This is a genomic window from Vibrio nomapromontoriensis (assembly GCF_050337205.1).
Taxonomy (GTDB): Bacteria; Pseudomonadota; Gammaproteobacteria; order Enterobacterales; family Vibrionaceae; genus Vibrio; species Vibrio nomapromontoriensis.
This window is the reverse complement of sequence record NZ_JAKJSS010000007.1, coordinates 428354-453109: the sequence shown is the minus strand read 5'-3', so window position 1 is coordinate 453109 and position 24756 is coordinate 428354. Positions and strand designations below refer to the sequence as shown.

The window sequence follows — 24756 nt, the reverse complement described above, 5'->3', positions numbered from 1 at the left end:
ACTGATAGCTAATAAATGGAATGAGTAAATGAAGCCTGCATCTCTGCAGGCTTTTTTGTGCGCAAAATAGACTTAACTCACATTCCAAAAAAGTAACTCAGTTAAATGCCAAGTCTTTGATCTTACGCTAAGTATGCTCTTGCATAACAACGTGATACTGCTCTCAGTAAATCATTTTTTTATTCACTATTAGCAAAACTATTTGTAGCTATTTCTCAGGACGAGCCATGTTATGCGCCACTATCTCAAATACATTATTCCGATCTTAGTTCCACTGATCGTATTACTTTTGCCTCTCTCTGCATTTCCTTTCGACGGATTGACGATTATTCAGCAGCGCGTCATCGCGATATTTTTATTAGCTGCACTATGTTGGGTGTTTGAGCCTATCCCAATTTATGCAACGTCTGTGGTTATTATCGTATTGGAACTTCTCATGCTATCGAATAAAGGCATGTATTGGTTTCGTGCCGCAGAAGGTGAAGCGCACTTCGGTACCTTGTTGCGATATGAAGAGATCATGGCGACGTTTGCAAGCCCGATCATTATGCTGTTTCTTGGCGGGTTCTTCCTCGCGATGGCAGCGACGAAATATCGTTTAGACGTCAACCTTGCAAGGGTATTGCTGAAACCGTTTGGTACCGACCCTAAATATGTGATGCTCGGTTTGATGTTAATTACGGGTGTTTTTTCTATGTTTATGTCAAATACAGCGACCACCGCGATGATGCTGTCTATTTTGACGCCGGTGATTGCGTTATTTGGGCCTAAAGATCCCGGACGCATCGCGTTTGCTTTGTGTATCCCAGTCGCCGCGAATATTGGTGGTATTGGTACGCCTATTGGCACACCACCAAACGCAATAGCACTAAAATATCTAGTGGGTGAAAACTACATTAGTTTTGGTGAGTGGATGGCATTTGGTGTGCCATTTGTAGTGGTGATGATGGCTCTGGCTTGGGTGTTGATTAATACACTTTATGGTGCTGAGCAGAAAAAAATAGAGCTGGCGATCAAAGGTAAGTTTCTAAAAACGCCAAAAGCGATCATGGTGTACATTACTTTCGCTGGCACCATTATCCTATGGTTGATGGGCTCAACGCATGGCATGAACTCTTATACCGTAGCGCTTATTCCTGTAGCGGTGTTCTCACTAACAGGTATCATTAATAAAGAAGATCTCAAACGTATCTCGTGGGATGTACTTTGGCTGGTATCCGGCGGGATTGCGCTTGGCTTAGCTTTAGACAAAACCGGATTAGCTCGATTAGTGGTGCATAGCATCCCTTTCGATGCGTACTCACCTTACGTCGTGCTATTTGGCGCTGCATTCTTGTGTCTCATCATGGCCAACTTCATGTCGCATACCGCAACCGCAAACTTACTGATGCCAATTATGGCGGCGTTAGGCGCGTCTATGGTATCGCTCGCGCCACTTGGCGGCGAAATTACCTTGATTTTGGTTGTGACGTTCGCGGCGTCATTGGGCATGTCGTTACCGATTAGTACACCGCCTAATGCCTTGGCGCACGCTACGGGCAATGTACAAAGTAATCAAATGGCGAAAGTTGGCGTCATTCTTGGCGTCGTCGGCGTGTTATTAAGTTTTGTGCTCGTTTGGCTGTTGCATGCGGTAGGACATATTGGATAACCCATATGGATAAGCTGGTAAGACATTATTTTTCAGAACCCACGCGACAAGTGACGATGATGGCTGGCGATGTCGTATTACGTCAGCACGGTCATAATGACCGACTGTACTATGTGCAAAGTGGTGAGCTGGAAGGGTTTGATGAACGAGAGGAAGATGGCAACCTGACCAAATTATTCACCGCATCAAGTGGGGCTTTTATTGGCGTACACAGTTTCTTTTCTGGCACGTGGACTGCGTCGTCAACTGTTAAGGCAAAAACGCAAGTCAAACTGGCGTGGATAGATAAAAACACACCAGCGATCAGGCCGGAAGAGCTAGGTCCGCTCAGTGCGCAGTTTATGCCAGTGATCGTGAATGAGCTATCTCGGCGTCAGCGTCGTGCAACCCAAGAAGCAATTGCCAAAGAAAAGGTGCTGCAGCGGCTGCACACAGCTGAACAAATGACCACGCTAGGGCAACTCGCAGCAGGCATTGCCCATGAGCTTAATAATGCCATTGGTGTGGTCAGCAGTAAGACTGACCATTTACAGAGTGAGCTTATTCAGTTACTAGAAGAAGCGCATCCAGAATCGAGCCAATATTTCGACTTAGGCCTGATGCAAGGGCAATGGACGTCGTCTAGCGAGGCGAGAAAGATCGCCAAGCAGATCGAAAGTGCATACAAACTTGATCGTTCACTGGCGAAGCGACTTGCAAAAGCGCTAGGTACTGCGACGCTACCACAACAGTGGCTAGATAGACCGGAGCAAGCGATAAAGTATTGGGAACTAGGGCGCGATCTTCACGATCTTAGACTCGCGGCACGCCACACCGTCGGCATTGTAAAGTCGGTCAAACAGTTAGGGCGTACCGACAGTGAGCAAGACGAATTGATTGATATTAATGACACCATTAACAAAGCCCTGTCTTTGCTACAAAGTGATTTACGTCTTGTGTCAGTGAGGATGCGTCCGGCGAGCTTGCCATTAATTAAGGGCGCTTCAACGGAGTATGTGCAGATTTGGAGCAACATTATTAAAAATGCCTGTGACGCTATGCATACAACCGTTGCACCAGAAATAGAGATTCAAACCCGTTGGGTGAATCAGCGAATTTTGGTCACCATTGCTAATAATGGACCTGAAATAGATGAATCCATTCGAAGAAAAATATTCCAGCCTAACTTCACCACTAAAAAAGGTGGTCTCAGTTTTGGATTAGGGCTGGGGTTATCGATTGTTAAACGTATTGTGAGTGAGAATAGCGGCACGATTGTGGTGAAAAGCAGTCCAGAACAAACTATTTTCCGAGTCAAATTACCAGTAGGAGAAGCAAATGGAGAAGCTTAATATTATTTGTGTGGATGACCAGCGAGAGGTACTGGGTGCTGTTGTTCAGGACTTAGAGCGCTTGTCTAGCTGGTTAAATATCGAAGATTGTGAGTCCGGCGCGGAGGTGTTAGACCTGCTGGATGATTTAGATGCAGAAGGTGAACACGTGGCGGTCATTATTTCTGACCACGTAATGCCAGGCATGACGGGGGTGGAACTACTGACGAGTATTTCACAAGATAGCCGGTTTAAATGGACGAAAAAAGTGCTGTTAACAGGGCAGGCCACACACTCAGACACCATTACCGCCATTAATACAGCGGGGGTAAGCCATTACTTTGAAAAGCCATGGAATGCCGATGCGCTAACGGATTGCGTTCGCACTTTAGTGACGCACTATATATTTGACAGTGGCTTAGACTACCAACCTTATCATGAAGAATTAGATCAGCAGGTAGTATTAGCAAGGCTTAGTTCATCATTTTAAAGTCAAGCACTCGTACGACATTTACTCTTAATACCCGATATGATTGTCGGGTATTAAGTTTAACCTGCAACTCTACTTTGTCTTTTACTCATGTTTGTCTTCATGTTATGCACTCATAGTGGGCACTCTCCGATTGTTACGATATGCGACATGGTTAATACTCTTAATGACAGATTTTTATTGTTGCATCATCTATGCTAGGGCGTGAAGTAAAATGGAAGCCTCTACTCTTATCAACAGACGTTTCTAGCATCATCAATAAAAGCTTCTACCCATAGGCAATAAAAATTAGACACAAGACGCGCATTGAATACCATTAGGGATATCTACATCGAAATCAGGAGGATGATATGTCGGAACATTACGCAGTGGTCAGTTGGACACGAGGCGAAGGAGAAGTCTTCCACGACAACCAGTATAGCCGAGGGCATAGTTGGGAGTTTGATGGTGGAGCGAGAGTGTTGGCATCGCCATCTCCTCATGTGGTGCCGTTACCTCTTTCCATAGAAGAACATGTTGATCCTGAAGAAGCGTTTATTGCCGCTTTGTCGAGTTGTCATATGCTGGTATTTCTTTCTATCGCCGCGAAGCGCAACTACGTGATAGACAGTTACACTGACAAAGCTATCGGTACTCTTGGTGAAAATGAATCGGGAAAACTCGCGGTAACCAAGGTGGTGCTGCACCCTCATGTTAAGTTTTCCGGAAAGCGTATCCCTACGATGGCGCAGTTACAAAAAATGCACCATTTGTCCCATGAAAATTGCTTTATTGCCAATTCTGTTACGACACTCGTAACAACTAAAATCATCGAGTAGTCCGCTATTTATTGTCGTTGTACTGGGCGTCATATTGTTCGACATCGTCTTCGAGTATTTCGTTGCTTATGTGCGGCAATTAAAATTATCGTACTGTTTGATATTGAGCTTAATGTTTATCACTGAGCTCACTGTGTAGAATAAAGGGAGTCGTTATGATTAAACAAGTTGGCGACACAATCATAGACACTAATCACAGGGCTCGTTGTCATTGTGGTGCCGTTGAACTGGAGTTGCACTTACCCAATGGCATAGACAAGCCAAGACGTTGTGATTGTTCGATCTGTCGAAGGAAAGGGGCGATTGTCGCCTCAGTAAAGCTAGACGGCATTCGTGTACTAAAAGGTCAACAATTCCTTAAGCTTTACCAATTTAATACCGGTACCGCTAAGCATTATTTTTGTTCTAATTGTGGCATTTATACTCACCATCAAAGACGCTCAGACCCAACAGAGTATGGTTTTAATGTTGGGTGTTTATTGGGCGTGAACCCTTTTGATTTGGGTGAGGTGGCCACTAATGATGGTGTTAACCACCCTGCGGATAGGTCATTGGGTTAACAAAGTTTAAGTGGTTAAAGTCCGAATATTCGTGACTACCAATTTGACTTCGTTATGTTGACGGGCTTTATTTGTATTGTGTCGCGCTGTGTGTTTTACGGCGGAGTTTGCGTGATCAGTAGGTTTTGTAATTAATAGAGCGGTGCAAGTGCGCTCGATGATGAAAGTATTTATGGTTAGGAGGTTACATGAATTGGTTCATTTCTGTTTTAAAACGGCCGATAGAGTTTAGTGGTCGCGCACGACGTAAAGAGTATTGGTACTTTGTGGCAATTAGTATTTTGATTTCACTTCCTCTAACCATGATTGATTATGCACTCGGTTGGTACAGCGCATCTGAAGAAATTGGTATTCTGAGCGGTATTTTTACATTATTAATTATATTACCAAGCCTATCAGTCACCGCTCGTCGTTTACATGATACAGGTCGTACTGGCTGGTGGATGTTGCTTTACTTTATTCCAATTATTGGTTTTTTCGTTATGTTGTATTTCTTAGTTTTAGACAGCGAAAACGCCGAAAATGTCTACGGGAGTAACCCTAAGTTGTCGGCGAAGTTATAGTCAGTGACTAGGTTAGAAGCGGCTTGTTGCATGGGGAGCTGCGTAAGTTACTGCGCAGCCACTGTTGAGTTATGACGGGTAGCATAAACGTTATCAGCACAGTAACGAACGGATTTGACGATTATTCCGACGGCAAGTTTTTTTTGAGCTCTAAAAGCATAAGGTAGGCGCTTTCTCCTGACATTTCATAGGGGTTAAAGTGTTCTGAACCTGAAAATTGCAGCTTTAATAGCGTGGTTAAATGCGATTGTGGTATGTCACCCATAGAGCAGTCCCCAAATGAGCGACAGTCGATTTCTTTGAAATAAAGTATGCTGACATTACTGTGCCGTTGGTCATTTAAAATATGGTGATAGGTGTCGTTTATGGCGTCTCTCGATCCTTCTAAACACTGCAGAAAATAGGTTTGATTGTGGCTCAGTAGTCCGGTGATATGAGATTTTTTGTTGTGCTCACGGGATTGTGAAAGGATGTCTCCTATAGCATTTGAATCACAATTCTTTGATAGTGTACTGACATAAATTAATCGAGTTAAGAACATAGCGGCCACTTTGATTTCTATCCAAGGGTATTCATAAATATAATCGATGTGGCCTAAATTGCGAACTTACGCAACGTTGACTGTTGAGCAGAGAGGGGAGCAAGACGATGGAAGTGATAAACAAATTTAATGATTATCCAAGTGATGTTCGACGGTCACTTCTTGATTTAAGATCGCTCATTTTTCAGTGTGCGAAGGCGTTAGATTTAGGTGACGTGGAAGAAACGCTGAAATGGGGCGAGCCTAGTTACCGTGTTCAATCGGGCAGCCCAATTAGAATGGATTGGAAGTTAAAGACGCCGAATAACTACTACCTGTATTTCAACTGCAACACGCAATTAGTCGACACATTTCGTGAGTTATATAGTGACGTACTTGAGTTTCAAGGCAATAGAACCATCGTGTTATCGATGACTCAACCATTTCCTGAAAGCGAAATTAAGCACTGTATCGCTTTGGCGATGACCTATCAAAGAATAAAACACATGCCTTTACTTGGAGCAAGTTGAGCACCAGTAGTTAACCGTCAGCACTAGACGGTTTGTGGTACAGGCAGCTCTGATGCACATTCAGATTCAACTATTTCAAGAACCCCAAATCTTGTACCGAGAAATTCGCTAAATTGGGAAAGATATGCGCCATCGCACTATCACTCCTCACGCCCATCCATTTCGCGATGGTGGCACCAATTTGCTCAACAGAAGTCGTTGGGATCATTCGTCCTTTATTGAAATCATTTTCGCCATCAAGGATTAACGATGGCCACTGCCCGTATAACTGTCCACTATTTAGCGCGCCGCCCATCACTAGGTGATTGCTTGCCCAGCCATGGTCAGTTCCGGCACCATTGCTCGCTAAGCGTCGCCCAAAATCAGACATCGTCATTGTGGTCACTTTGTCGCCCAGCCCTGATGCTTCCATAGACTGATTGAACGCGGCAAGCGACTGGCTCAAAGCACTCAGTAATTGTGTATGAGTATCCAATTGGTTCGCGTGTGTGTCAAAGCCACCTAAGCCGACAAAGTAGACTTGTTTTTGATGCATAAGTTGATCGCTCGACTTGATCAATCGCGCGACGGTATGGAGTTGATGACTTAAAGAAATATCAGGAAAATGGCCTTCTTCCGGAACCGATTCAATCGCTGCTGCTAGCTTGTCGCGTATAGAAATCGAATCTCCCTTTACGCGATCAAACTCTCTTCCAAACGCCGTCTGCGGGGATAGACTCATGACTTGATCAAAGCTCTTACGGCGCAAACTATTACTAACAGCATTCACTTTAGGCAGTGATGATGCATTAATAAGGTTAGCACTATGATCGCTGCCATTTAGTAGCTGCGTATAGCCATTAAGACTAAACGTCGGGCTAATGGCGTCTGTATCGCTACTGAGCACATCCATCAAGCGTCCTGCCCAGCCTAACGTTGTGGGACTGCCAGACCAGCCACGCTGCCACTCCGTTTGTTGTGAGTTGTGGGAAAATAGAAACGGTGGCATCGCGTGCGTTCCATCTTGCAAACCCGTTTTCGTTGAAGGCTCTATCAGCACACCACTATTCGCAATGGCGATCATTTTGCCACTGTCGAAAAGACTTTGAACACCTGTCATTGATGGATGTAAACCTAATGTCAGGTCTGACCCCGTATTCAACGACAATGGCAATAATGAGGCTTGCGGGAGGGCAATATCTGGACGGGCAGCAGCGTACTCATCATAGTGTGCATTGTCGTTGGGTACTAACATGTTAAAGCCATCATTCCCGCCAAACAAAAACACACAAACCAGGGCTTTATAATCATTATTTGGTAGGGCATGTGCAGAGCCAGTACCCATCATCGAGACAAGCGGTGTCGAGGCCATTGCCGCTAAAAGTTGACGACGAGAAATCATTGGGCAAGCTCCTCTATATGAAACTCTTGGCTCGTCACAACAATATAGAGTGCATTGCGAACCTTTAAACTCTGCTGGGTATCACGAAGATCGTCTAACCCTTCTAATACGATGGCTCGCAGCGGCTCACTCATTCTTTTAGAAAGCAGGCGCCGTTCAATCTCTTCAATCAATGCTGTGTGATCGTTGGCTATCGCTTCTAGAGGTGCGGTATTGATGACAATACGAGTCGGGTTATCTTCTCCCTCATAATCGGTTCTGCCCGTCGCGGACCAAAGCTGATTATTGGTGAGTATAAAGTTGTTCCAGCTGAGTATCTCAAACTCTGGTGCAACGTCACTTGCCGCCGAAATTTCGCCAATTGGAGCGTAATCTGGAGAGAAAAAATTGAACACGCTTGGCGATCCAAGCGGAGATTGTCCATATGAACCAAACGTGCCAATAGAGTTGTGAAAACGACCTGAAGGATCGGCGGATTTAGCCTCTAAGGCGCGGAAAAAATTGGTCATTGCGATTAATGGCTCTTTCATCTTAGCAGGTGAACGATCACCGCCGCTCAGAGCCTCGCTATCAGTGAGAACACCACGGATCACGGCTTTAAGATCCCCCCTTACTCCCTTACCATTATCGGCAAATAGTGCACTAACCCGTGCAACATAAGCGGGCGAGGGGTTCGATGTGACCAACCTTTGGATAAGATGCTTACTGATCAATGGAGCGGTGTTCGAGTGATTAAGCAACATATCCATGGCTTGTGCCATATCTTGTTCCGCGGTTTGCCCTTGTGCAAACACTTCTCCCATTACCACTTTTTCTTCATCATCATGACGGTCAGGATATGCCACCATGGGTAAGAACCAATTCCCGTCTTTAGATCCCCAATTCGGTTGGTTTTTTTCGGCGATGTGCCAACCGGTAAATACGCGCGCAAGGTTTTCAATGTCGTCTTGTGAGTACGTTGGGATCCGTTGCCCTTGGTTATCAAGTTTTTCGGTGCCATCTGGGTTGAGTTCATAAAGCCCGATGCTAAATAATTGCATCACTTCACGTGCATAGTTTTCATCAGGGTAGCGATTACTCTCTGGAGCCGCCTTTTGGTTAGCCATCATTGACAAGTAATCACCCATCGCGGCATGAAGCGTCACTGATTCGATCAAATCACGATAATTGCCAAAAGCATGGGTGATGAGCATGTCGTAGTAGTCCGTCATCTCTAAGGCTCGACCATTCAAGCTAGCGCCATATCGTGAAATCACGAATATTTCACTTAGTGCAAACGCGACACGCTGTCTTAGTTGATCTGGGGCATTCAGGCTAAGGTCCCACCACACGGCCGCACGATCCGATTGGTTGTAACTGTCGCCAGCACCTTCTAGTGGGTACTCTTTAAGACGTGTTAAGTGCAAGCTTGGCACCATAGAAAATTGCTGATTGAGCCAAGTGACATAACCTAACGTTGCGAGTTCTTGATAGGAGTCCGGTTTAGGACCAAATGTCGAGCGATAGAGAAGGTCATAACGCTGATCTTGTGTCAGGGGGATCGGCTCGGGGGAAACATTGCCCGAACCATTATCGCCTTCTCCGCCACATGCCGAAAGCAATGAAAGGCCAAGGAAGCATGCAGTCAATTTGAAGGCACAGCGCTTTAAAACAGAAGACAACTCAGAAACCTTATTCTGTAGATGATGTCGCCGCACACTAACGAAGATCATGATTTGCAGCAATCTAACCCAGTATAAACTGTGCGACGGGTTCAAATTTGCTAAAGCGGTAGCAAAGTTAGCCAAGCCATATCGTTAAATACAATATACGCATACCCATCTAGCCCAACAATTCGTCACTTCTTTGAAGCAAGGAGCCTACTCACAATGTTTACAGAATTTCTTGGTGATCACAAAGTCACACCCGTTATTGTTTAACTCGCTTTTGCCCCAAAACGCGTTAGAGCAAATACTCTACACATTGTTTTGTAGCGAGCCTTTTCCCTACCAAATCTAATCTAATGACGAGTGTAAGACCATACTCATTTTGAGGTGTGAGATTCCACTAGATCAAACTTTCAGTGTTTGTTATTGCCTTTCATAAAGAAAAAAAAGAGCTTGCCACGATAACTACCTGAACGATAAAAGATATATTAACTCGGATATAGAGTGTGGCTTTTATACTTTGATACTTGAAAATGAGCATATCGCATTCCTTATTTGAAGTAGGTACGCTCATTTTATCGTCTGTTCATACTTGATAAATGCCGTTTACGAGTACACTGTACGACGAGCAAGCAAAATGTACGTTCTGCATGCTCGATGTATAGACAAATTAAGATCTAGTGTTTTGCCGTATCCATTTATCAATGGTTCTATCCGTTACAGGCACTACCCGAGACAATTTTCTCGCCGCATCTGCTACTGATTTATACTCAGCCTTGTTTTCATCGTAAATTTTCAAAACTTCATCTTTCATAGAGTCCGTTTCTGCATGACGACTCCTTGCCGCTTTCCTAGCATTCTCTTTTCTAACTGCATCAGCGAATATTACGTTGCTCATCTTTTCACGATGTAGCCAGCAATCATTGAGAATTTCCATCATTGTGGCTGACTCATGATATTGAAAGTATTCATCGAAAGAACGGTTCACTTCCCAGAAAAACATAACTGCATGAACACCTGATTTATGCCATGGAATCACACGAATTTCCATTTCGTTGGCTAGAGCATCTTCAAGGCACAGTCCCATATGTATAATATCGTCAAACGAAGATGTACAGACATGCTCTCTCAGGTCCGAGCCACCAAGCTCTCTACCATCAGGAAAAGATAGAATAAAGTTGCCATGATCTGATAACTGTAAAATTAGTCTCTTATACACCTCTGCAATGAAACTTCCTTTCTCTTCAATAAACTCATTAATGCCAGAACATTGATCAGCTTCTTCTTTTTGTAAGTCACAGATATGTTCGTATACACACTTTCCAACAGAGTATATAGCTTCTGTTTCTTGAAATATTTTTCCCTCTCGATCAATAACTAAACCATCTTTGTTATCGATTCCATACATCGACTCAACATCAATGTTTAACGTGAATTTTCCCATAATAAACCTCCGCCAATCATCTTACATTGATTCTAATGGCATAAAAATGATGGGTTTCCACAAGAGTGAAGCTTGTAGTGGCATAGTGAATCTGGCCACTACATTAGAGATTTTGCTATACCTCAAGTAATCCGCTCAACGAATGATATGGACTCCCTCTACCTGACACTCTGCGTGCCATACTTACTCGGTACACGCTGAAGAACTGGAGGTGACTATGTCCACCATTCAAACTATTGGCGTTGACCTCGCCAAGAATGTGTTCAGTATTCACTGTCTTTTAGCAAGATAAAAAGGACACACACCAAAAGTATGAAATTAGTTTGATTTTGTCCAATTCGCCGACTCACCAACAATTCCATTAAAAGAGAACTGCTAAGTTACTTAAAACCTTCATAGCGGAGCTCATTTTGACAACAGCCAAGAAACAGCTTATTTCCGTTGATGCGACTTCGTATTACCACTGCGTATCACGTTGCGTGAGGCGTAGCTTTTTGTGCGGGGAAGACCCGCTCACTAACACTAGCTACGAACATCGAAGAGAGTGGATAGAGCGAAAAATTCACGCTCTCACAGACGTATACTGTATCGATGTATGCGCTTACGCCATCATGAGTAATCACTACCACTTGGTACTTCATATCAATAAAAACAAGGCGCTAGCATTGTCACTGCATGAAGTGGCCGAGCATTGGGGGCGTGAACATAAATTGCCCGTACTCATAGAGCGTTGGCAGAATAAGCAACTCACTCACCGAGCAGAAGAAGACAAGTGTATTGAACTCATTGAAATATGGCGAGAAAGGCTGTGGAACTTAAGTTGGTTCATGAAAGAGCTCAATTACGACATTGCGTGTAGGGCGAACAGAGAAGATAACTGTACCGGGCACTTTTGGGAAAGCCGCTTCAAAAGCCAAGCGCTACTAGATGAAAAAGCACTTGCCGCCGCAATGGCTTATGTCGACTTGAACCCTATTCGGGCGGCATTGCCAAAACCCCTGAAATGTCGGAGTTTACTTCGATAAAAGCCAGAATCGATGCGCTGGATAAAAACTTAGCGACAGCCCCATGTCTACACCCTTTTATCGGCAATCCGACGAATAAAATGCTAGATGGCATTCCATTTCGGCTCATCGACTACATTAAGTTAGTCGACTGGACTGCACGTCTATTTCGCGAAGACAAAGCCAGTATGGTTGATAATCAACCCGCTATTTTGGCGCGCTTGAATTTCAATCAAAAGAGTTGGTTAACGGTATGTACTGGATTAGAAAAAACACGTTCGACAGCCGTTGGATGTCGCCTAAATGCAGCCCAAGCTAAGGTTGTCCTTAATAAACGAAAGATGCAAATCTATCAACTAGAATAAGCACCGCCATTCATCACTATTCATTAACATAGGCCAGTGAACATTCTGGATACTGCCGTTCGCCCAACTCCAAAACATAAGTAACGTATTTTAAGAAACTAGGCAGCTTTACCAAAATAGATTGAAGAAAGCTAAAGTATGCAGTTAATTGCTTCTTTGGATAGGGGAGTGCTTTTGATTTCTTTTTAAGTGTGTGTCCTTTATAGGATTCTGTTACTTGTTGGCGTCGGATTTTCACAACTCTTTGAGCTATTCCCCAATCTCCATTTTATAATTAAGTGTGTTGGGGTGCTTTACTTACTATATCTCGCTTATCTGATTGCAAGCTCCTCTTCTTCTATTCATTCGGACCATCAAAATCAGCCTTTATCCTTTATGAAAGGCGCAATATTTCAATGGTTCAACGCCAAAGCATGGGTGGTCGCCACAGGGGCGATTGCTGCGTTTACCACTGCTGGTACGAGTTTCCTAGCTCAGAACATGATGATAGCCACAACGTTTTTTGTGGTTTCCTTTCCATGTGTCGGCCTATGGTTGGCGTTTGGCTCACTACTGAAAAACATTCTCAATAGCCCGAAGCGTCGCAAGTGGTTTAATTTCGCTATGTCGGGGCTACTCGTGCTATCGGTCTATCCCGTGCTGGTGGAGATTACGCAGGAAATCAGCTAGGAACACCTAAACCATACTAATAATAACGTTATATAGCCCTATTTTTGGTTGGTTTTTGTCATTGTAATGCTTGGTTATACTTCGCGTGATACTCAAAGCCGAACAAGGCACGCTCTGGATTTACGTTCCAGCACGCAGAAGGAAAAACCATGTCTCAATATGTTGTATGTGCGCTATATAAGTTTGTCACGCTTAAAGACTACCAAGAAATTCGTCAGCCACTCACCGAAATACTCACCAAAAACGCTATTCGTGGAACGCTGTTGTTGGCGAGCGAAGGTATTAATGGCACCGTTGCAGGTAAACGCCAATCAATCGATGCGTTGCTCCATTGGTTTCAACAAGATTCTCGATTAAAGGATGTCGTGTATAAAGAGTCGTTTAGTGACACGCAGCCGTTTAACCGCACGAAAGTGAAACTGAAGAAAGAAATCGTGACGATGGGCGTGGAAGGGATTGATCCGCTCAATGTCGTGGGTACCTATGTAAAACCGAAAGATTGGAATGAACTGATTTCTGATCCAGACGTTTTGCTGGTGGATACTCGCAATGACTATGAAGTGGATATTGGTACTTTCAAAAATGCCGTTAACCCAAATACGGAAACGTTTAGGCAGTTCCCTCAATACGTTGCTGATAACCTAGACCCCACAAAACACAAGAAAGTGGCGATGTTCTGCACGGGAGGGATCCGTTGCGAAAAATCCACCGCGTATATGAAAGAGCAAGGCTTTGAAGAAGTCTATCATCTCGAAGGCGGTATTCTTAAGTATTTAGAAGATGTGCCTGAACAAGACAGTATGTGGGAAGGCGACTGCTACGTGTTCGACGGACGAGTTGCGGTGAATCACCAGCTGGAAAAAAGTGGTTATGACGTATGTAACGCTTGTCGCTTACCAATTACCGTCGAAGATCAAGCGTCTGAACATTTTGAGCAAGGGGTGAGTTGTCCAAAATGTGTGGACAAACACAGCGCCGAGCAAAAAGCGCGTTTTCGTGAGCGAGAAAAACAAGTTCAGCTCTCCAATGCTCGAGGTGAAACTCACGTTGGGGGAGACGCTGCCCAGTTAATTGAGCAACGTAAAAAACAAAAGCGCGCGATAAAGGCGCAGCAACGCTCGGGAAAGTAAGCTAAGTACGCCATACCGGCATTATTAATGACCAATAAAAGGGAGCAAGACAGTAGTCTGCTCCCTTCTATTTACCTTCTGCCTATTTCAAACTCGAAGGTGTGTGCTTGTTAGGTTACTCGGTTACGGGTTTAGGAAGACTCTTGAGATGATGTATCTTCGTTGATTTCGGGTTTACTTTCGTCTTCCACTTCGTAATCTAACCAGAACAAAAACAACTCATACCAAATAGCCAGTACGATTGCCCCTAAGAACAAGCCAATAATCCCTGCAAATAACATCCCCCCAATGGCACCAATCAAAATAACCGGCATTGGCACGTCGACACCACGGCCCATCAACATAGGTTTTAGGAAGTTATCCGATAATCCACCTGCCAAGGCCCAGATAGTAAAGAGTGTGGTACTGGTGCCATCACCAGTCGAATAGACATAAAAGATGACAGGGGCGACGATAAGAAGGGCGGGTAATTGGGCAATACAGAGTATTAAGATCGCCAGTGTTAATAGACCCGCAGCAGGAACCTTAAACACAAACATCGCAGCGCCGATGATCACCGCTTGAATGAATGCGACACCAACCACCCCTAGTAGCACACTGCGAATAGTCGCCGCCATTAAGTTAGCCCATTGCTCGGCTTTTTTTCCGACCGCTCGTACCGCGACGGTTTCTAGTGCCCCGGAGATTTTTTCAGCGTGTGCCATGAAGCCACCTGCAATCGCGAGGGAAATAATAAACATCACCAAGCTCGTCAGTGCCCCACCTAATATTGAGGCAATCGCACCTAAAAACCCTTTAATCTCAGGTAAGAACTGTTGAATGCCTTTCTCTAAATTGGTCGAAAACAGATTCCATATACTGTAGAGCTTGTCGCCAATGACGGGGATTTCTGCGATTTTAGCCGTTGGCCCCGGTATTTTGATTTCACCACTTTGAAGCACTTCCGTCGTATGGGCGACCCCTTCATACAAGGATCCTGAGACGAGCGCGAAGGGAACCACGAGTATTCCTATACCAATAAGAGCGACAGATGTTGCAGCCAATCCGCGTTTTCCGCCATACGTTTTTTCAAGCCGTTTGGTTAACGGTAATAATGCGACGGCGATAATCGCCCCCCACAATACGGGAATAATAAACGGCTTAATAATGCCATAGGTAAAGGTAATGAGTAGAATCAGTAATCCGATTCTGATGGCAGACTCCACCATATTGTTGATGAAGAGTTTACTTTGGCGTTGCTCTATTTGTTTATCCATTTTTATGTTCCCTGTGCTCGATGTTGGCACTCACTAAACTTGACACCACAATAGCCATATAAAATACGCCAGTGATTGCTTCTAAATATACGACAACCTGAGCAAATGGCGTGGTTGGACTGATGTCGCCATACCCCAAGGTTGTTAGTGTTACAAAACTAAAATACGCCGCGTTTGAAAAGTTATCTCCCCAAGTTAAGGCTGTCATGCCCGTAAACGCGGTAGGAGAAAATTCAAGGATCAATAAATAAACGATAGCCCACATTAGCCCAAGTAAAAGAAATAATGCGATAGAACCGATCACTTTATTTGCATTCACGTTACCGTGAAATAGAACTTGCTTAGCGGTGGACTGAAAAGTCGCAAAGAAAAAAGCGAAGGTCAGTGCCAGCATCGCGAGATCCATATGCCGGATATTTAACACGCTTTTTAGGATCAGAACAGCAACCCAGACGGCGGTGAGGAAAGCGAGAAAGCGAAACCACTTACGGTCAAACCTAAGGCTAGCGAGGCAAACAACAAAGGTCCAAATAATGAAGCCTTGTAATATGTGGTCGATGACGCCTTCGCCCACGACTTCAGCAAGGGAGGCACTAATTAATAGCGCAATCAAAGACAAGGTAAGATAGAAAAAATTATTACCGTCGTTGATGTTTTTTATCCGTCGCCCGAGTTTTCTTTGCATGGCTCATTCCTGTGATAATTTAGTTCGACGTGTTGTCACTACTTCTGCCATTGGTGTTGTCATTGCTGTTGGCGTCTTGCATAACCATGACGGACGCACTTAAGCCAAACCGCAATTTAATTCCTTCAGGCAGTTCGTTTAAGGTGACTCTTACTGGTATTCTTTGTGCTAAGCGAATCCACTGAAATACGGGGTTAACATTGGGAAGCAAGTTATACCCAACGGTACCGTCAGTAGGTGCAATCCCCCAGCCAATCGAGTCCACAGTAGCGGGGATGGGAGTATCAGGATGAGACATGAGCGTGACTTTTGCTTCATCGCCAGGGTGAATTCCGCTGAGTTGGTTTTCTCTAAAAAATCCAAATACCCAAAAGCTGTTACTGTCGATAAGTGCAACAAGGGGCTGATTGGCAACGGCTTGGGTTCCATCTCGAATGTCTAAATTTGAAATAAGCCCGTCAACACTGGCATAGACTTTTGTGTAGCTGAGATTAAGCTTCGCGGAGCGAACGTTTTCCTCTGCTGCTTTGATTTGTAGTTGGGCTTCTTCATAAGCGATTTCACGACGCGTCAGATCTTTGTGCGATACCGCGCCTTTATCTTTTTTTCGTATATCAAGCAGTCTGTCATATTCGATCTTTTTCCCTCTGGCACTGACGATAGCTTTCTGAAGTGCCACCTCTGACTGTGACAGCGTCACTAGATAGGGTTCATCATCAATTTCGAAGAGTAAGTCACCTTGCGATACTGCCTGATTATCTCGTATGGCGACGTGAATGATGGGCCCTGACACACGTGGAGCCACTTTGATGACATTGGCTCGGACTTGTCCATCGCGGGTCCAAGGGTTGTTAAAATACTCTTGGAATTTGGCATAGCCGAGCCAAACGGCGAAGCCGATGACAACGAGGTTCACTACCACAACAACTGTTTTTTTCATAATTCGACCTAGAACCTTATTTGACCTAGAACCTTAAGTAAAGACCATCAATAGCCACGACATACATCACTAAAAGTGCCAAAAATGTCAGGGATGGGAATGCGACAAACCGCGATAATTTTGTTTTGTTCAGTACGATAACGGTTACCCAAGTTGCCACGAGTGCTAAGATGAGAACCAGTAATAACGGGGAGAAATAAATGTCTCCCCATGCGAGTTCGTGAGGCATTAGTGCGGCTCCTTATTAGCAAGTGGCGTAGCCTGAGACGATGCCTCTTGGTTAGCAGAAGACGAATCTATCGCACCGCTTGCGCGGGGTTGTGAACTTGCTGGTAACGTAACCGCGTCTTCAGATAGGGCTCCTCCCCAATCAGACCGCTGAGTCATTGTTTCCACGAGATCGTTAGAAATAAAGGGTTTACCGGAGTTAACCTGCCAGCCACCGCCTAATGATTTGTATAGCGCTACTACCTGATTCGCCACGTTTCCTTTGATTTGCGCATAACTGTCTTCACTACGAGTCATCTTTTCTAGAGAGCTAAGCAGTCGTTCAAAGGAAATTTGACCATTTTCATATTGCGTCATCGAAATATTGAACGCTCGAATAGAGGCATTGACAGATTGCAAACGCAATGCCTGCTGTTGTTGATATAACTGGTACGCGTCAAGGGCATTGGTGACTTCTTGCACGGCTTGCAGCACTTTTTTGTTGTAGTTGGTCAGGGTTTCTTGGAAGCGTGCATCTTCAAAGCGGACGTTATTTTTAATCCGGCCGTATTGGAAAATATTCCAACTAAAACTAGGGCCCGCCACAAGCATTAGTGAGTCGCTAAAACTAAAGCTGCTGCCTGTTGGTGTCGTGCTATTGACGCCAATGGAGCCAAATAATGAAAAACTAGGGTAGAGCGCTGCTTCCGCAACGCCGATTTGAGCACTTTGAGCATGGGCCTGTAGCTCTGCTACTTGTAAATCTGGTCGTCTTAAAATCAAACTGGCATTAATGCTAGGTTCAAGGGGCAGGGTACTGGGAACCATAGATTGAATATCACTTTCACGTGCCGAGACTTTTTTGCCGGTTGATTGAAATTGTTGTTCATTACGAGTGAGCTTGCTCTCATCATTGTGAAGCATCGGCTCGACATGTTCAGGTAAGGTGCCAAGTAATACCGCGAGCGCATTTTTGGCTTGGAGCATCGCAACTTTCAGGCTAGGGAGCGCCGCCATGGTAGTGAATAATTGATTTTGGGCTTGTTGAACGTCGAGTTCAGTGACATTGCCCGATTCAAATTGAACGCGAGTGATATTGACGACGCGCTGTTGGATTTCGATATTACGTTGCGATAATAGAATACGTTCTTGGAACGTCCGATAGTTGATGTAGTTACGGGCGACTTCCGAGGTAATGGTTACCAGTATATCGTTATAGGATGCGACGGAAGCGTAATAGCTCGCTTGCGCGGATTCAATTCCTCGCGCATATTTTCCCCATACATCCATTTCCCATCCTGCATCAAAGGTTAGAGCAGCATTGTTGAAGGAATGATTGTTCTGATAAGCGTAGGCTAAGTTTCCCGATAGGGCTTGCACTTGTGGGTAGCGAAACCCATCCGCGATACCTAGTACGGATCGTGCTTGTAGGATACGCAATCCCGCCGCTTCAACATCAAGGTTTTGTTGAGAGGCCTGAGTAATTAAAGTGTTGAGTATGGGATCGTTAAATTGCTGCCACCAAAGTGCAGTCGACTGACTATCGGCATTGACTTGTTGCTGAGTCCATTGGCTTGGTAATACCGCCGACTCAGATTGTCGTTGGAAATCGGGGCCCACCGTGGTGCAGGCTGATAGTAATATCGTCGTTAAAACCAACCCATAGGAGCGAAGATTAGCTAAGTTCATCGTTCCATCCTTAAAACCGATGCTGTTTGAGGTTGTCGAATGCCAGTGCTTGACTGGCATCATTTACTTGAATAAGCGCTTCAAAAATATTTCGCTTTAAATTTAGAAACACATAAAAACGAGCAATGTCGTTTTGGCTGTAATTGTCCAAATTGAGTCCTTGGAAAAATGATTCAATAGCGGATTCCGCTTTGTCATACTCATCATGAAGCGATGAGAATACGCGCTCTCTTTCCTGATGTTCAGCGTACGGCGCTTCTGCATAAAGCGCATGTAGTTGAATTAGCTTTGGGATTACGGTGTCTTGCTGCTCCAATCTAAGCCGAGTAATCAAGGGGTTATTTTTTAGAGTGGTTTGTGCCAGTAGTAGATTGTTTGTGTGATCGACTAAGGTCTGACAGGTTTTGGTGTAATGATTAAGCGATGATGTTGTGTTTTGTGAAAAGTAGCTGACGTCGATTTTACTGGCCCATAGTGTTTGCTTTTTGGCGGCAATATTCATGGTTTTTGCATGCAAAGGAATGGCAAATGTGTCGAGCCAAGATGGTGAGGGCGATTGTAAGCGAGTAAAAAGTTGATATTGATGGCGAAACAGTCGTTCTCGAATCGTGAGAAAAAGATGCTCTGCTTTTGATGAGAACGGAAAGTAGTGAGAGAACACGATCATCATAACGACTAAGTAAAACAGCATCATAATGGTCATGATAATTCCGAAGTGATACGTCATCGTGTTGTTGATGCCTAGGGTAAATAGTCCCAACATAAAAAAGATGGTGATGGGGCCTTTAAACAGATAAAAGCCAATAAAGGTATAGCTAAACAGAAACAGTGCCAATTCAATGCCCAGCTCTAGTTGGGGCAAAATGAAAACGTAGGCAGGAACAGAAAAAATAAAGCCAAAGGTGAATAGCCCAGCAAGCAGTTTGGGGTGTATTGGCATAAACGACAGCAACGACATAAAAATGGTCGAAAAAATGACAAAGCTGTAACCGCCCGGCGGGTTGATAAAAATCCAAACGGCGCTTGATACCCAATAGGTGATAAAGACTTTGATAGCGGTTTTAAAATTCTCACTGTCCCACCAAATGAACGTACTTGGTGCGGGTGGCAGTGTTTCTTTGAAGGACACTTGTTTGGTGATCGAGTCAATACAACTAATGGTTTCAGCAAGGCGAGAAAGGTGGCGATGAAGTCGGTTCATGGCGTAAGCCAAAGTAAGTGTTGTCGCTTTATCGAGGTGAGCCGCCATATTGAGCTGTTGGTCGTCTAACTGGATCTTTGTTTCAGTGGCTCGGTATGACGCGCCTTCTTCCCCCCAAGTATCATGGCAGCGCTGGAAAAGTGAGTCGATATTTTCTACAAATGCATCATAGTCGTTTAATAGGTGCTGTGTGTTGCCGTGGTGAAAGTACCCCTGAGATACAGTGACCAATAATTGAGTAATGCTTTTGCTGTAATGGAGGGCTAGGCGCCACTCGGTTAAGTAGGCTGCGACGTCACTACTTTCTTTACTGACGCTGGAAAACCGTTGCTCCAATTGATTTTGGGCGCTAAATAACGCAGCGACTTGTTTATCAATGTGTTCCTTTAAGTCGGTGAAGTCTGTTGAGCTCTCATTTATGGTGCCAGTCTTGTTTTTACTAGTTTTATTGTTACTAGCCTCATTAGTACTAGCCTCGTTGACGCTAGTCATTTGGGCATGATCGCGAAGCTGGGTGATAACGGAGGTAAATAATTGACGCTGCGCCCGCAACACTTCTTGAGTTAAAGCTTGGAGATTTTGCTCCACTTTGAAGGGAAACAAATAGGTGCCAACTAGCGTATAAACGACAACACCAAAAATCGTCATGTGAGCACGATCGATGCCATAAAGAAATGCGCCATTGGCGTCGCCGCCATTAGACATCATGAGTGTCATCACACCCGTTAACATGAACAAGGTTGGATCTTTTTGGTAGGCGTTACGGAGGTAAAAAATGAAGGCGACTACGACGGATACGCTGAGCATATATAGCAAGCGGTCTTGCGCAAATAGCCCAACTAACAGTAGTCCGATGACTGCTCCAACGATGGTCCCTAGAACACGTAAAGTTCCTTTTTCTAAAGATTCCCTTTGACCACCTGTACAAGCAATAAGCATGACAGTGGTTGCGGCTGTTGAGGCTTGAGGCCAGCCCAGAGCAAAAGGAATGAGGTAAGCCAACGTGAGGCTGACTGCGACTTTAAGCGCAAATAGAGTTTTGTTAGTCATCATCCTTGAAAACAATATCATCCTTGATAGCAGTATTGCGATTCGCGCGACTCTTGACACTGGTACTCGCCCAGTAGGAATGTGGGTTACCGCGCGTTGAGAATACTGAGTTTAGTACGGAACGCTGTCCACTTATTGTTCTTCCTCAGAGATTCAGTCTCAAAGCAAAAAAACACTGATTGCAATAACGGAAAGTATAGACGTAATTTCTCTAGGTGTTTGAAAATTATTGTATTAATTACTTTTTAGGATGCACCAAGGCACAATGCAAAAGTGAGTGGGTATAAAATGATGGTGAGAACAGGAGGGTGGGAAGGTTAATAATGAGCGTTGAAAGATTTAAGCGGTACCTGAGTACCGCTTAATAGAGGGTAAACCTAAGCGTTTGCTTGTTTTAGCGCTTTGGCTTCTTTTTTCTTGAGTATGCGGCTTGTAATGGTACCAGCAGTCATCGCTCCCGAGACATTCAGTGCGGTACGTGCCATATCGATAAGTGGCTCGATAGAAATCAATAGCGCGGCAATCGTTACTGGTAAGCCCATCGCAGGAAGAACAATCAATGCGGCAAATGTAGCACCACCACCAACACCAGCAATACCAAATGAACTCACCGTAATGATAGCGATAAGCGACAAAATGAAATTGATGTCCATTGGGTCAATACCTACCGAGGGTGCCACCATGACCGCAAGCATCGCAGGGTAGATACCAGCACAGCCATTTTGACCAATTGTTGCACCAAACGACGCAGAAAGGTTAGCTATTGCTGGTGGCACGTTAAGCTTAGTCACTTGCGCTTCAACATTAAGTGGAATCGTTGCGGCTGAACTACGTGATGAGAACGCAAACGTAAGCACTGGCCAGATTTTTTGGAAGTACTCTTTTGGACTTACACCAACCAGTGACACCAAGAAACCGTGGACAACAAACATAAGCAGAATCGCAACGTAAGAAGCAACGATAAACCCAAGTAAGCTTAAGATATCGCCAGCGCTCGACGTGGCAACAACTTTAGCCATAAGCGCCGCGATACCGTAGGGTGTGAGCGCCATGATCATTTTAACCAATCGCATAACAACCGATTGAGTCGCTTCAACAAAAGTACGAATAGGAGATTCGAGCTCTTCTTTCTCCGCCATTACTTTACGAGCGGCAATACCAGTAAGAACGCCAAAGATGACGACCGCAATAATAGAAGTAGAGCGAGAACCAGTAAGATCTGCAAATGGGTTGGTTGGAATAAAGCTCACCAACATTTGAGGGATACTGAGATCGGTTACACGGTCGATTCGATTCTCTAACACGGCGATGCGTGCGGTTTCGCGAGCCCCTTCTACGAGTCCTTCAGCGGTTAAACCGAATACTTGAGTTACGGCGATACCGACCACGGCAGAAATAGCGGTAGTAACAAGTAAAACAGAAATAGTTAGGCCACTAATTTTGCCTAGTGACCCGCCTTTTTCAAGCTTGACTACAGCGGCAATCATGGAGACAAGTACTAATGGCATGATGACCATCTTTAGTAAGCCAACGTAGCCGCGGCCAACGACATTCACCCACTCTAGCGTAGCGGCAATGGCTTCATTACCCTCACCAAATATCAGTTGAAGTGCTAAACCGAAGGCACTACCCAGCACCAGTCCAAATAGCACTAGGCGTGAAAGTGTGTTCTCTTTTTTCTGTTGTCCATACAAGAAAAAAAGTATGCCCAAAAATACCGCGAGTGAGGCGATAACAGCGACTGACATAATAAGCGTCCTTTATCTATATTTTAGCTTTTATAAAACCCTTTTATATATAGGGTTTCAGGATTCGAACGCGCTAAGTTACCGATCTAGTGTAATCGTTAACAATAAATAAACGTCATTAGTTAGTGCAAATAGTTATATCAAAAAGAGATGAGTATATTTAATGGTTATATTTAGCGAGCATGTCACGCATATTAGCAGAATCATAGACAGCACATGGGGTCTCATCTTGGTTTATCAAACTGTAAAGCATCGCCTTTGCCACAGACTCTGCCGAGATCGGTGCGAACTTTCTTAACGGCCCCACCATGAGTGGATTGATAATTTTGAATAAACTTTGAACAGCGGTCTCGTCAGGTCGGATGTCTTTTGTTCTTCCGGCGAGCGGCCCCGGTCTGACAAAGACAACTCGCTGAAAGCCCATACTATTTATTCGTTTTTCTACGCGACCTTTACATTTTAGGTAGTGGGAGAGTGATCGTGGCGATGCGCCAAGGCTGGAGACTACAGCGATGTGAGTAATGCCCACCATTTTCATGGTTTGGGCGACATCACACACCAGTTCATAATCTATTTTCTCTAAGGCGGCTTTGCTTCCTGCTTGTTTTAACGTGGTTCCTAGGCAAATAAAGCCTAATGTTGGCAAGGGGTGAAGCCGATCTGAGTCGGTGATGCGCAGTGCGCCATCCAATAGCGTTGTGGTTTTATCGGATGGGGTGTCTATTGGTGAGCGGCACAAGGCGTAAATGGATTGTATATGTGGGGTCTGCTCAAGCAGTGATAACAGTTTACTCCCGACCAAACCTGAGGCCCCTGCGATCATCACGTTGAAATGTTGAGCCATAAAAAAGTCCTTCGATATAAGCTATCAGGGACTATAGAGAACATTTTGCCATTATGCTGTGATTTAACCTAAATTCGTTGAAAATAATTAGCTAATTAATTCAAAATAATCAGCTAATTAGTATCAATCCAACCAAAGCGTTACTCGACAACTTCTTCCTTAGTTAAGTTTTGGCGATGCAGCTTTTCTTTTAGAATGTCCATGGCACCTTTTTGTATTTGACGTACCCGTTCTCGCGTGACGCCAACGATTTCTCCCACTTCCTCTAGGGTTTTTGGGGTGTCATCAAGTAGACCAAAGCGATGATAAAGGATGACGCGTTGTTTCTCGGGTAAACTATCGACTAAGCCAAGCAAGGCTTTATTAAGGTCCTGATTGACAATATCGCGCTCTGGGAGTTCGAAAACATCGTCATCGTCAATGGTTTGAAAGTGGTCTTTACTTTCACCGTCGTCATCCCACCCGTTGTCTAAAGATAGGGACTGTTCAGACAACTTAAGCAGCTTGCTCACGTCTTCAGGGGAGCGTCCAGTACGAGTGGCAATGTCTGACGAGGTTGGCTCGTGTTTGCCTTCTTTTCTGAGTTCTCTCTCTGCTTTACTGCATTCTCGAATTTGCTTGGTCACGTGAACTGGAACGCGAATCGTACGCCCTTGGTTCATAATCGCACGATCGATGGATTGTTGAATCCACCATACGGCGTAAGTAGAAAAGCGGAAACCAAGCTCTGGGTCAAATTTGTCTACGGCTTGGATCAAGCCGATGTTGCCTTCATTGATGAGGTCATAAAAATCCACACCTCGGCCGGTATAGCGTTTCGCAGTTCGGATGACTAAGCGTAGATTGGCATTGATCAAATTTTGTCGGGAGAGGGCATCGCCTGCGCGAGCTTTTCGGGCAATATGTCGTTCATCTTCAGCGCTGAGCAAGTCATGATGAGAGACTTCTTTGAAATAAGTGGTACCGATGTTAAATCCATCGTCACTTCGTGTTGTTGCTTGGCTATCCTTAGCGTCTACTTTACCCATAGAGAGTCCTTTCTTAATGCTTGTTAT

The 24756-nt window shown here is 44.6% G+C and carries 22 protein-coding genes and 1 pseudogene; 10 read left to right on the top strand and 13 right to left on the bottom strand.

Annotated features, from left to right (window positions below; all coding sequences use genetic code 11):
* The first annotated feature begins 232 nt into the window (after positions 1 to 232).
* The 6 genes from L4D05_RS06130 (at position 233) to L4D05_RS06105 (ending at position 5392) form a co-directional block, all read left to right on the top strand.
* Entirely contained in the window at positions 233 to 1651 is a 1419-nt protein-coding gene (locus tag L4D05_RS06130) for an SLC13 family permease (protein ID WP_428751897.1), read from the top strand.
* Positions 1652 to 1656: 5 nt separating this feature from the next.
* Positions 1657 to 2982: an ATP-binding protein gene (locus L4D05_RS06125; protein WP_428793348.1), complete on the top strand. Its 1326-nt coding sequence runs from the start codon at positions 1657 to 1659 to the stop codon at positions 2980 to 2982.
* On the top strand, positions 2969 to 3451 hold the full coding sequence (locus L4D05_RS06120; RefSeq protein ID WP_428793347.1) for a response regulator: 483 nt from the start codon (positions 2969 to 2971) through the stop codon (positions 3449 to 3451). The genes L4D05_RS06125 and L4D05_RS06120 overlap by 14 nt, the downstream gene beginning before the upstream one ends.
* 350 nt (positions 3452 to 3801) lie before the next feature.
* On the top strand, positions 3802 to 4269 hold the full coding sequence (locus tag L4D05_RS06115; protein WP_428793346.1) for an OsmC family protein: 468 nt from the start codon (positions 3802 to 3804) through the stop codon (positions 4267 to 4269).
* A 155-nt stretch (positions 4270 to 4424) separates the two neighbouring features.
* A complete protein-coding gene (locus L4D05_RS06110) occupies positions 4425 to 4829 on the top strand; it encodes a GFA family protein (protein WP_428793345.1) in 405 nt (134 codons plus the stop codon).
* Positions 4830 to 5017: 188 nt separating this feature from the next.
* Positions 5018 to 5392, top strand: coding sequence for a DUF805 domain-containing protein (locus L4D05_RS06105; protein WP_428793344.1), 375 nt, complete (start codon positions 5018 to 5020; stop codon positions 5390 to 5392).
* Positions 5393 to 5513: 121 nt separating this feature from the next.
* On the opposite strand, the gene L4D05_RS06100 is transcribed toward L4D05_RS06105, so the two are convergent.
* Positions 5514 to 5933 carry a BLUF domain-containing protein gene (locus L4D05_RS06100; protein ID WP_428793343.1) on the bottom strand — a complete coding sequence of 140 codons (420 nt, stop codon included), beginning with the start codon at positions 5931 to 5933 and terminating at the stop codon, positions 5514 to 5516.
* 107 nt (positions 5934 to 6040) lie between these two features.
* Here L4D05_RS06100 and L4D05_RS06095 point away from each other — a divergent pair, with 107 nt between their 5' ends.
* Positions 6041 to 6442, top strand: a complete 402-nt coding sequence (locus L4D05_RS06095; RefSeq protein ID WP_428793342.1) for a DUF1801 domain-containing protein — start codon at positions 6041 to 6043, stop codon at positions 6440 to 6442.
* A 70-nt stretch (positions 6443 to 6512) separates the two neighbouring features.
* Here L4D05_RS06095 and L4D05_RS06090 read toward each other — a convergent pair whose 3' ends face one another.
* From L4D05_RS06090 to L4D05_RS06080, 3 genes are all read right to left on the bottom strand, one after another.
* On the bottom strand, positions 6513 to 7823 hold the full coding sequence (locus L4D05_RS06090) for a DUF1501 domain-containing protein (RefSeq protein ID WP_428793341.1): 1311 nt from the start codon (positions 7821 to 7823) through the stop codon (positions 6513 to 6515).
* Entirely contained in the window at positions 7820 to 9484 is a 1665-nt protein-coding gene (locus L4D05_RS06085) for a DUF1800 domain-containing protein (RefSeq protein ID WP_428793340.1), read from the bottom strand. Before L4D05_RS06085 ends, L4D05_RS06090 begins: the two co-directional genes overlap by 4 nt.
* Before the next feature lie 655 nt (positions 9485 to 10139).
* Positions 10140 to 10913, bottom strand: coding sequence for a hypothetical protein (locus L4D05_RS06080; protein WP_428793339.1), 774 nt, complete (start codon positions 10911 to 10913; stop codon positions 10140 to 10142).
* A 410-nt stretch (positions 10914 to 11323) separates the two neighbouring features.
* Between L4D05_RS06080 and L4D05_RS06075 the strand changes: the two are divergent.
* The 3 genes and pseudogenes from L4D05_RS06075 (at position 11324) to trhO (ending at position 14081) form a co-directional block, all read left to right on the top strand.
* Positions 11324 to 12282: pseudogene (locus L4D05_RS06075) on the top strand (transposase).
* A gap of 189 nt (positions 12283 to 12471) precedes the next feature.
* Positions 12472 to 12951, top strand: coding sequence for a LysE family translocator (locus L4D05_RS06070; RefSeq protein WP_428793338.1), 480 nt, complete (start codon positions 12472 to 12474; stop codon positions 12949 to 12951).
* Positions 12952 to 13100: 149 nt separating this feature from the next.
* Complete coding sequence (gene trhO / locus L4D05_RS06065) at positions 13101 to 14081, top strand: oxygen-dependent tRNA uridine(34) hydroxylase TrhO (protein WP_428793337.1); 981 nt, start codon at positions 13101 to 13103, stop codon at positions 14079 to 14081.
* Between the two features lie 131 nt (positions 14082 to 14212).
* Here the strand turns inward: trhO and L4D05_RS06060 are convergent, their stop codons facing one another.
* From L4D05_RS06060 to L4D05_RS06020, 9 genes are all read right to left on the bottom strand, one after another.
* Positions 14213 to 15337 carry an AI-2E family transporter gene (locus tag L4D05_RS06060; RefSeq protein WP_428751082.1) on the bottom strand — a complete coding sequence of 375 codons (1125 nt, stop codon included), beginning with the start codon at positions 15335 to 15337 and terminating at the stop codon, positions 14213 to 14215.
* On the bottom strand, positions 15330 to 16022 hold the full coding sequence (locus L4D05_RS06055; RefSeq protein WP_428751081.1) for a potassium channel family protein: 693 nt from the start codon (positions 16020 to 16022) through the stop codon (positions 15330 to 15332). The genes L4D05_RS06060 and L4D05_RS06055 overlap by 8 nt, the downstream gene beginning before the upstream one ends.
* Before the next feature lie 19 nt (positions 16023 to 16041).
* Entirely contained in the window at positions 16042 to 16962 is a 921-nt protein-coding gene (locus tag L4D05_RS06050; protein WP_428793336.1) for an HlyD family secretion protein, read from the bottom strand.
* 25 nt (positions 16963 to 16987) lie between these two features.
* The gene (locus tag L4D05_RS06045; RefSeq protein ID WP_428751079.1) at positions 16988 to 17191 is read right to left on the bottom strand and encodes a DUF1656 domain-containing protein; all 204 of its coding nucleotides are present in this window, start codon (positions 17189 to 17191) and stop codon (positions 16988 to 16990) included.
* The gene (locus L4D05_RS06040; protein WP_428793335.1) at positions 17191 to 18858 is read right to left on the bottom strand and encodes a TolC family protein; all 1668 of its coding nucleotides are present in this window, start codon (positions 18856 to 18858) and stop codon (positions 17191 to 17193) included. Before L4D05_RS06040 ends, L4D05_RS06045 begins: the two co-directional genes overlap by 1 nt.
* Before the next feature lie 10 nt (positions 18859 to 18868).
* Positions 18869 to 21109 (bottom strand): FUSC family protein, encoded by a 2241-nt coding sequence (locus L4D05_RS06035; protein ID WP_428793558.1) that lies wholly within the window; start codon positions 21107 to 21109, stop codon positions 18869 to 18871.
* Between the two features lie 377 nt (positions 21110 to 21486).
* Entirely contained in the window at positions 21487 to 22857 is a 1371-nt protein-coding gene (locus L4D05_RS06030) for an L-cystine transporter (RefSeq protein WP_428793334.1), read from the bottom strand.
* A 160-nt stretch (positions 22858 to 23017) separates the two neighbouring features.
* Complete coding sequence (locus L4D05_RS06025) at positions 23018 to 23701, bottom strand: Rossmann-fold NAD(P)-binding domain-containing protein (RefSeq protein WP_428793333.1); 684 nt, start codon at positions 23699 to 23701, stop codon at positions 23018 to 23020.
* 140 nt (positions 23702 to 23841) lie between these two features.
* The gene (locus L4D05_RS06020) at positions 23842 to 24729 is read right to left on the bottom strand and encodes a sigma-70 family RNA polymerase sigma factor (RefSeq protein WP_428751075.1); all 888 of its coding nucleotides are present in this window, start codon (positions 24727 to 24729) and stop codon (positions 23842 to 23844) included.
* Positions 24730 to 24756 lie beyond the last annotated feature (27 nt).

Bases quoted from the DNA above. Each gene is read 5' to 3' on its own strand.
- L4D05_RS06120 (WP_428793347.1), top strand. From the start codon at position 2,969: ATGGAGAAGCTTAATATTATTTGTGTGGATGACCAGCGAGAGGTACTG.
- L4D05_RS06025 (WP_428793333.1), bottom strand. From the start codon at position 23,701: ATGGCTCAACATTTCAACGTGATGATCGCAGGGGCCTCAGGTTTGGTC.
- L4D05_RS06115 (WP_428793346.1), top strand. From the start codon at position 3,802: ATGTCGGAACATTACGCAGTGGTCAGTTGGACACGAGGCGAAGGAGAA.
- L4D05_RS06095 (WP_428793342.1), top strand. From the start codon at position 6,041: ATGGAAGTGATAAACAAATTTAATGATTATCCAAGTGATGTTCGACGG.
- L4D05_RS06045 (WP_428751079.1), bottom strand. From the start codon at position 17,191: ATGCCTCACGAACTCGCATGGGGAGACATTTATTTCTCCCCGTTATTA.
- L4D05_RS06105 (WP_428793344.1), top strand. From the start codon at position 5,018: ATGAATTGGTTCATTTCTGTTTTAAAACGGCCGATAGAGTTTAGTGGT.
- L4D05_RS06130 (WP_428751897.1), top strand. From the start codon at position 233: ATGCGCCACTATCTCAAATACATTATTCCGATCTTAGTTCCACTGATC.
- L4D05_RS06110 (WP_428793345.1), top strand. From the start codon at position 4,425: ATGATTAAACAAGTTGGCGACACAATCATAGACACTAATCACAGGGCT.
- L4D05_RS06125 (WP_428793348.1), top strand. From the start codon at position 1,657: ATGGATAAGCTGGTAAGACATTATTTTTCAGAACCCACGCGACAAGTG.
- L4D05_RS06020 (WP_428751075.1), bottom strand. From the start codon at position 24,729: ATGGGTAAAGTAGACGCTAAGGATAGCCAAGCAACAACACGAAGTGAC.
- L4D05_RS06050 (WP_428793336.1), bottom strand. From the start codon at position 16,962: ATGAAAAAAACAGTTGTTGTGGTAGTGAACCTCGTTGTCATCGGCTTC.
- L4D05_RS06090 (WP_428793341.1), bottom strand. From the start codon at position 7,823: ATGATTTCTCGTCGTCAACTTTTAGCGGCAATGGCCTCGACACCGCTT.
- L4D05_RS06055 (WP_428751081.1), bottom strand. From the start codon at position 16,022: ATGCAAAGAAAACTCGGGCGACGGATAAAAAACATCAACGACGGTAAT.
- trhO (WP_428793337.1), top strand. From the start codon at position 13,101: ATGTCTCAATATGTTGTATGTGCGCTATATAAGTTTGTCACGCTTAAA.
- L4D05_RS06035 (WP_428793558.1), bottom strand. From the start codon at position 21,109: ATGACTAACAAAACTCTATTTGCGCTTAAAGTCGCAGTCAGCCTCACG.
- L4D05_RS06030 (WP_428793334.1), bottom strand. From the start codon at position 22,857: ATGTCAGTCGCTGTTATCGCCTCACTCGCGGTATTTTTGGGCATACTT.
- L4D05_RS06040 (WP_428793335.1), bottom strand. From the start codon at position 18,858: ATGAACTTAGCTAATCTTCGCTCCTATGGGTTGGTTTTAACGACGATA.
- L4D05_RS06060 (WP_428751082.1), bottom strand. From the start codon at position 15,337: ATGGATAAACAAATAGAGCAACGCCAAAGTAAACTCTTCATCAACAAT.
- L4D05_RS06100 (WP_428793343.1), bottom strand. From the start codon at position 5,933: ATGTTCTTAACTCGATTAATTTATGTCAGTACACTATCAAAGAATTGT.
- L4D05_RS06080 (WP_428793339.1), bottom strand. From the start codon at position 10,913: ATGGGAAAATTCACGTTAAACATTGATGTTGAGTCGATGTATGGAATC.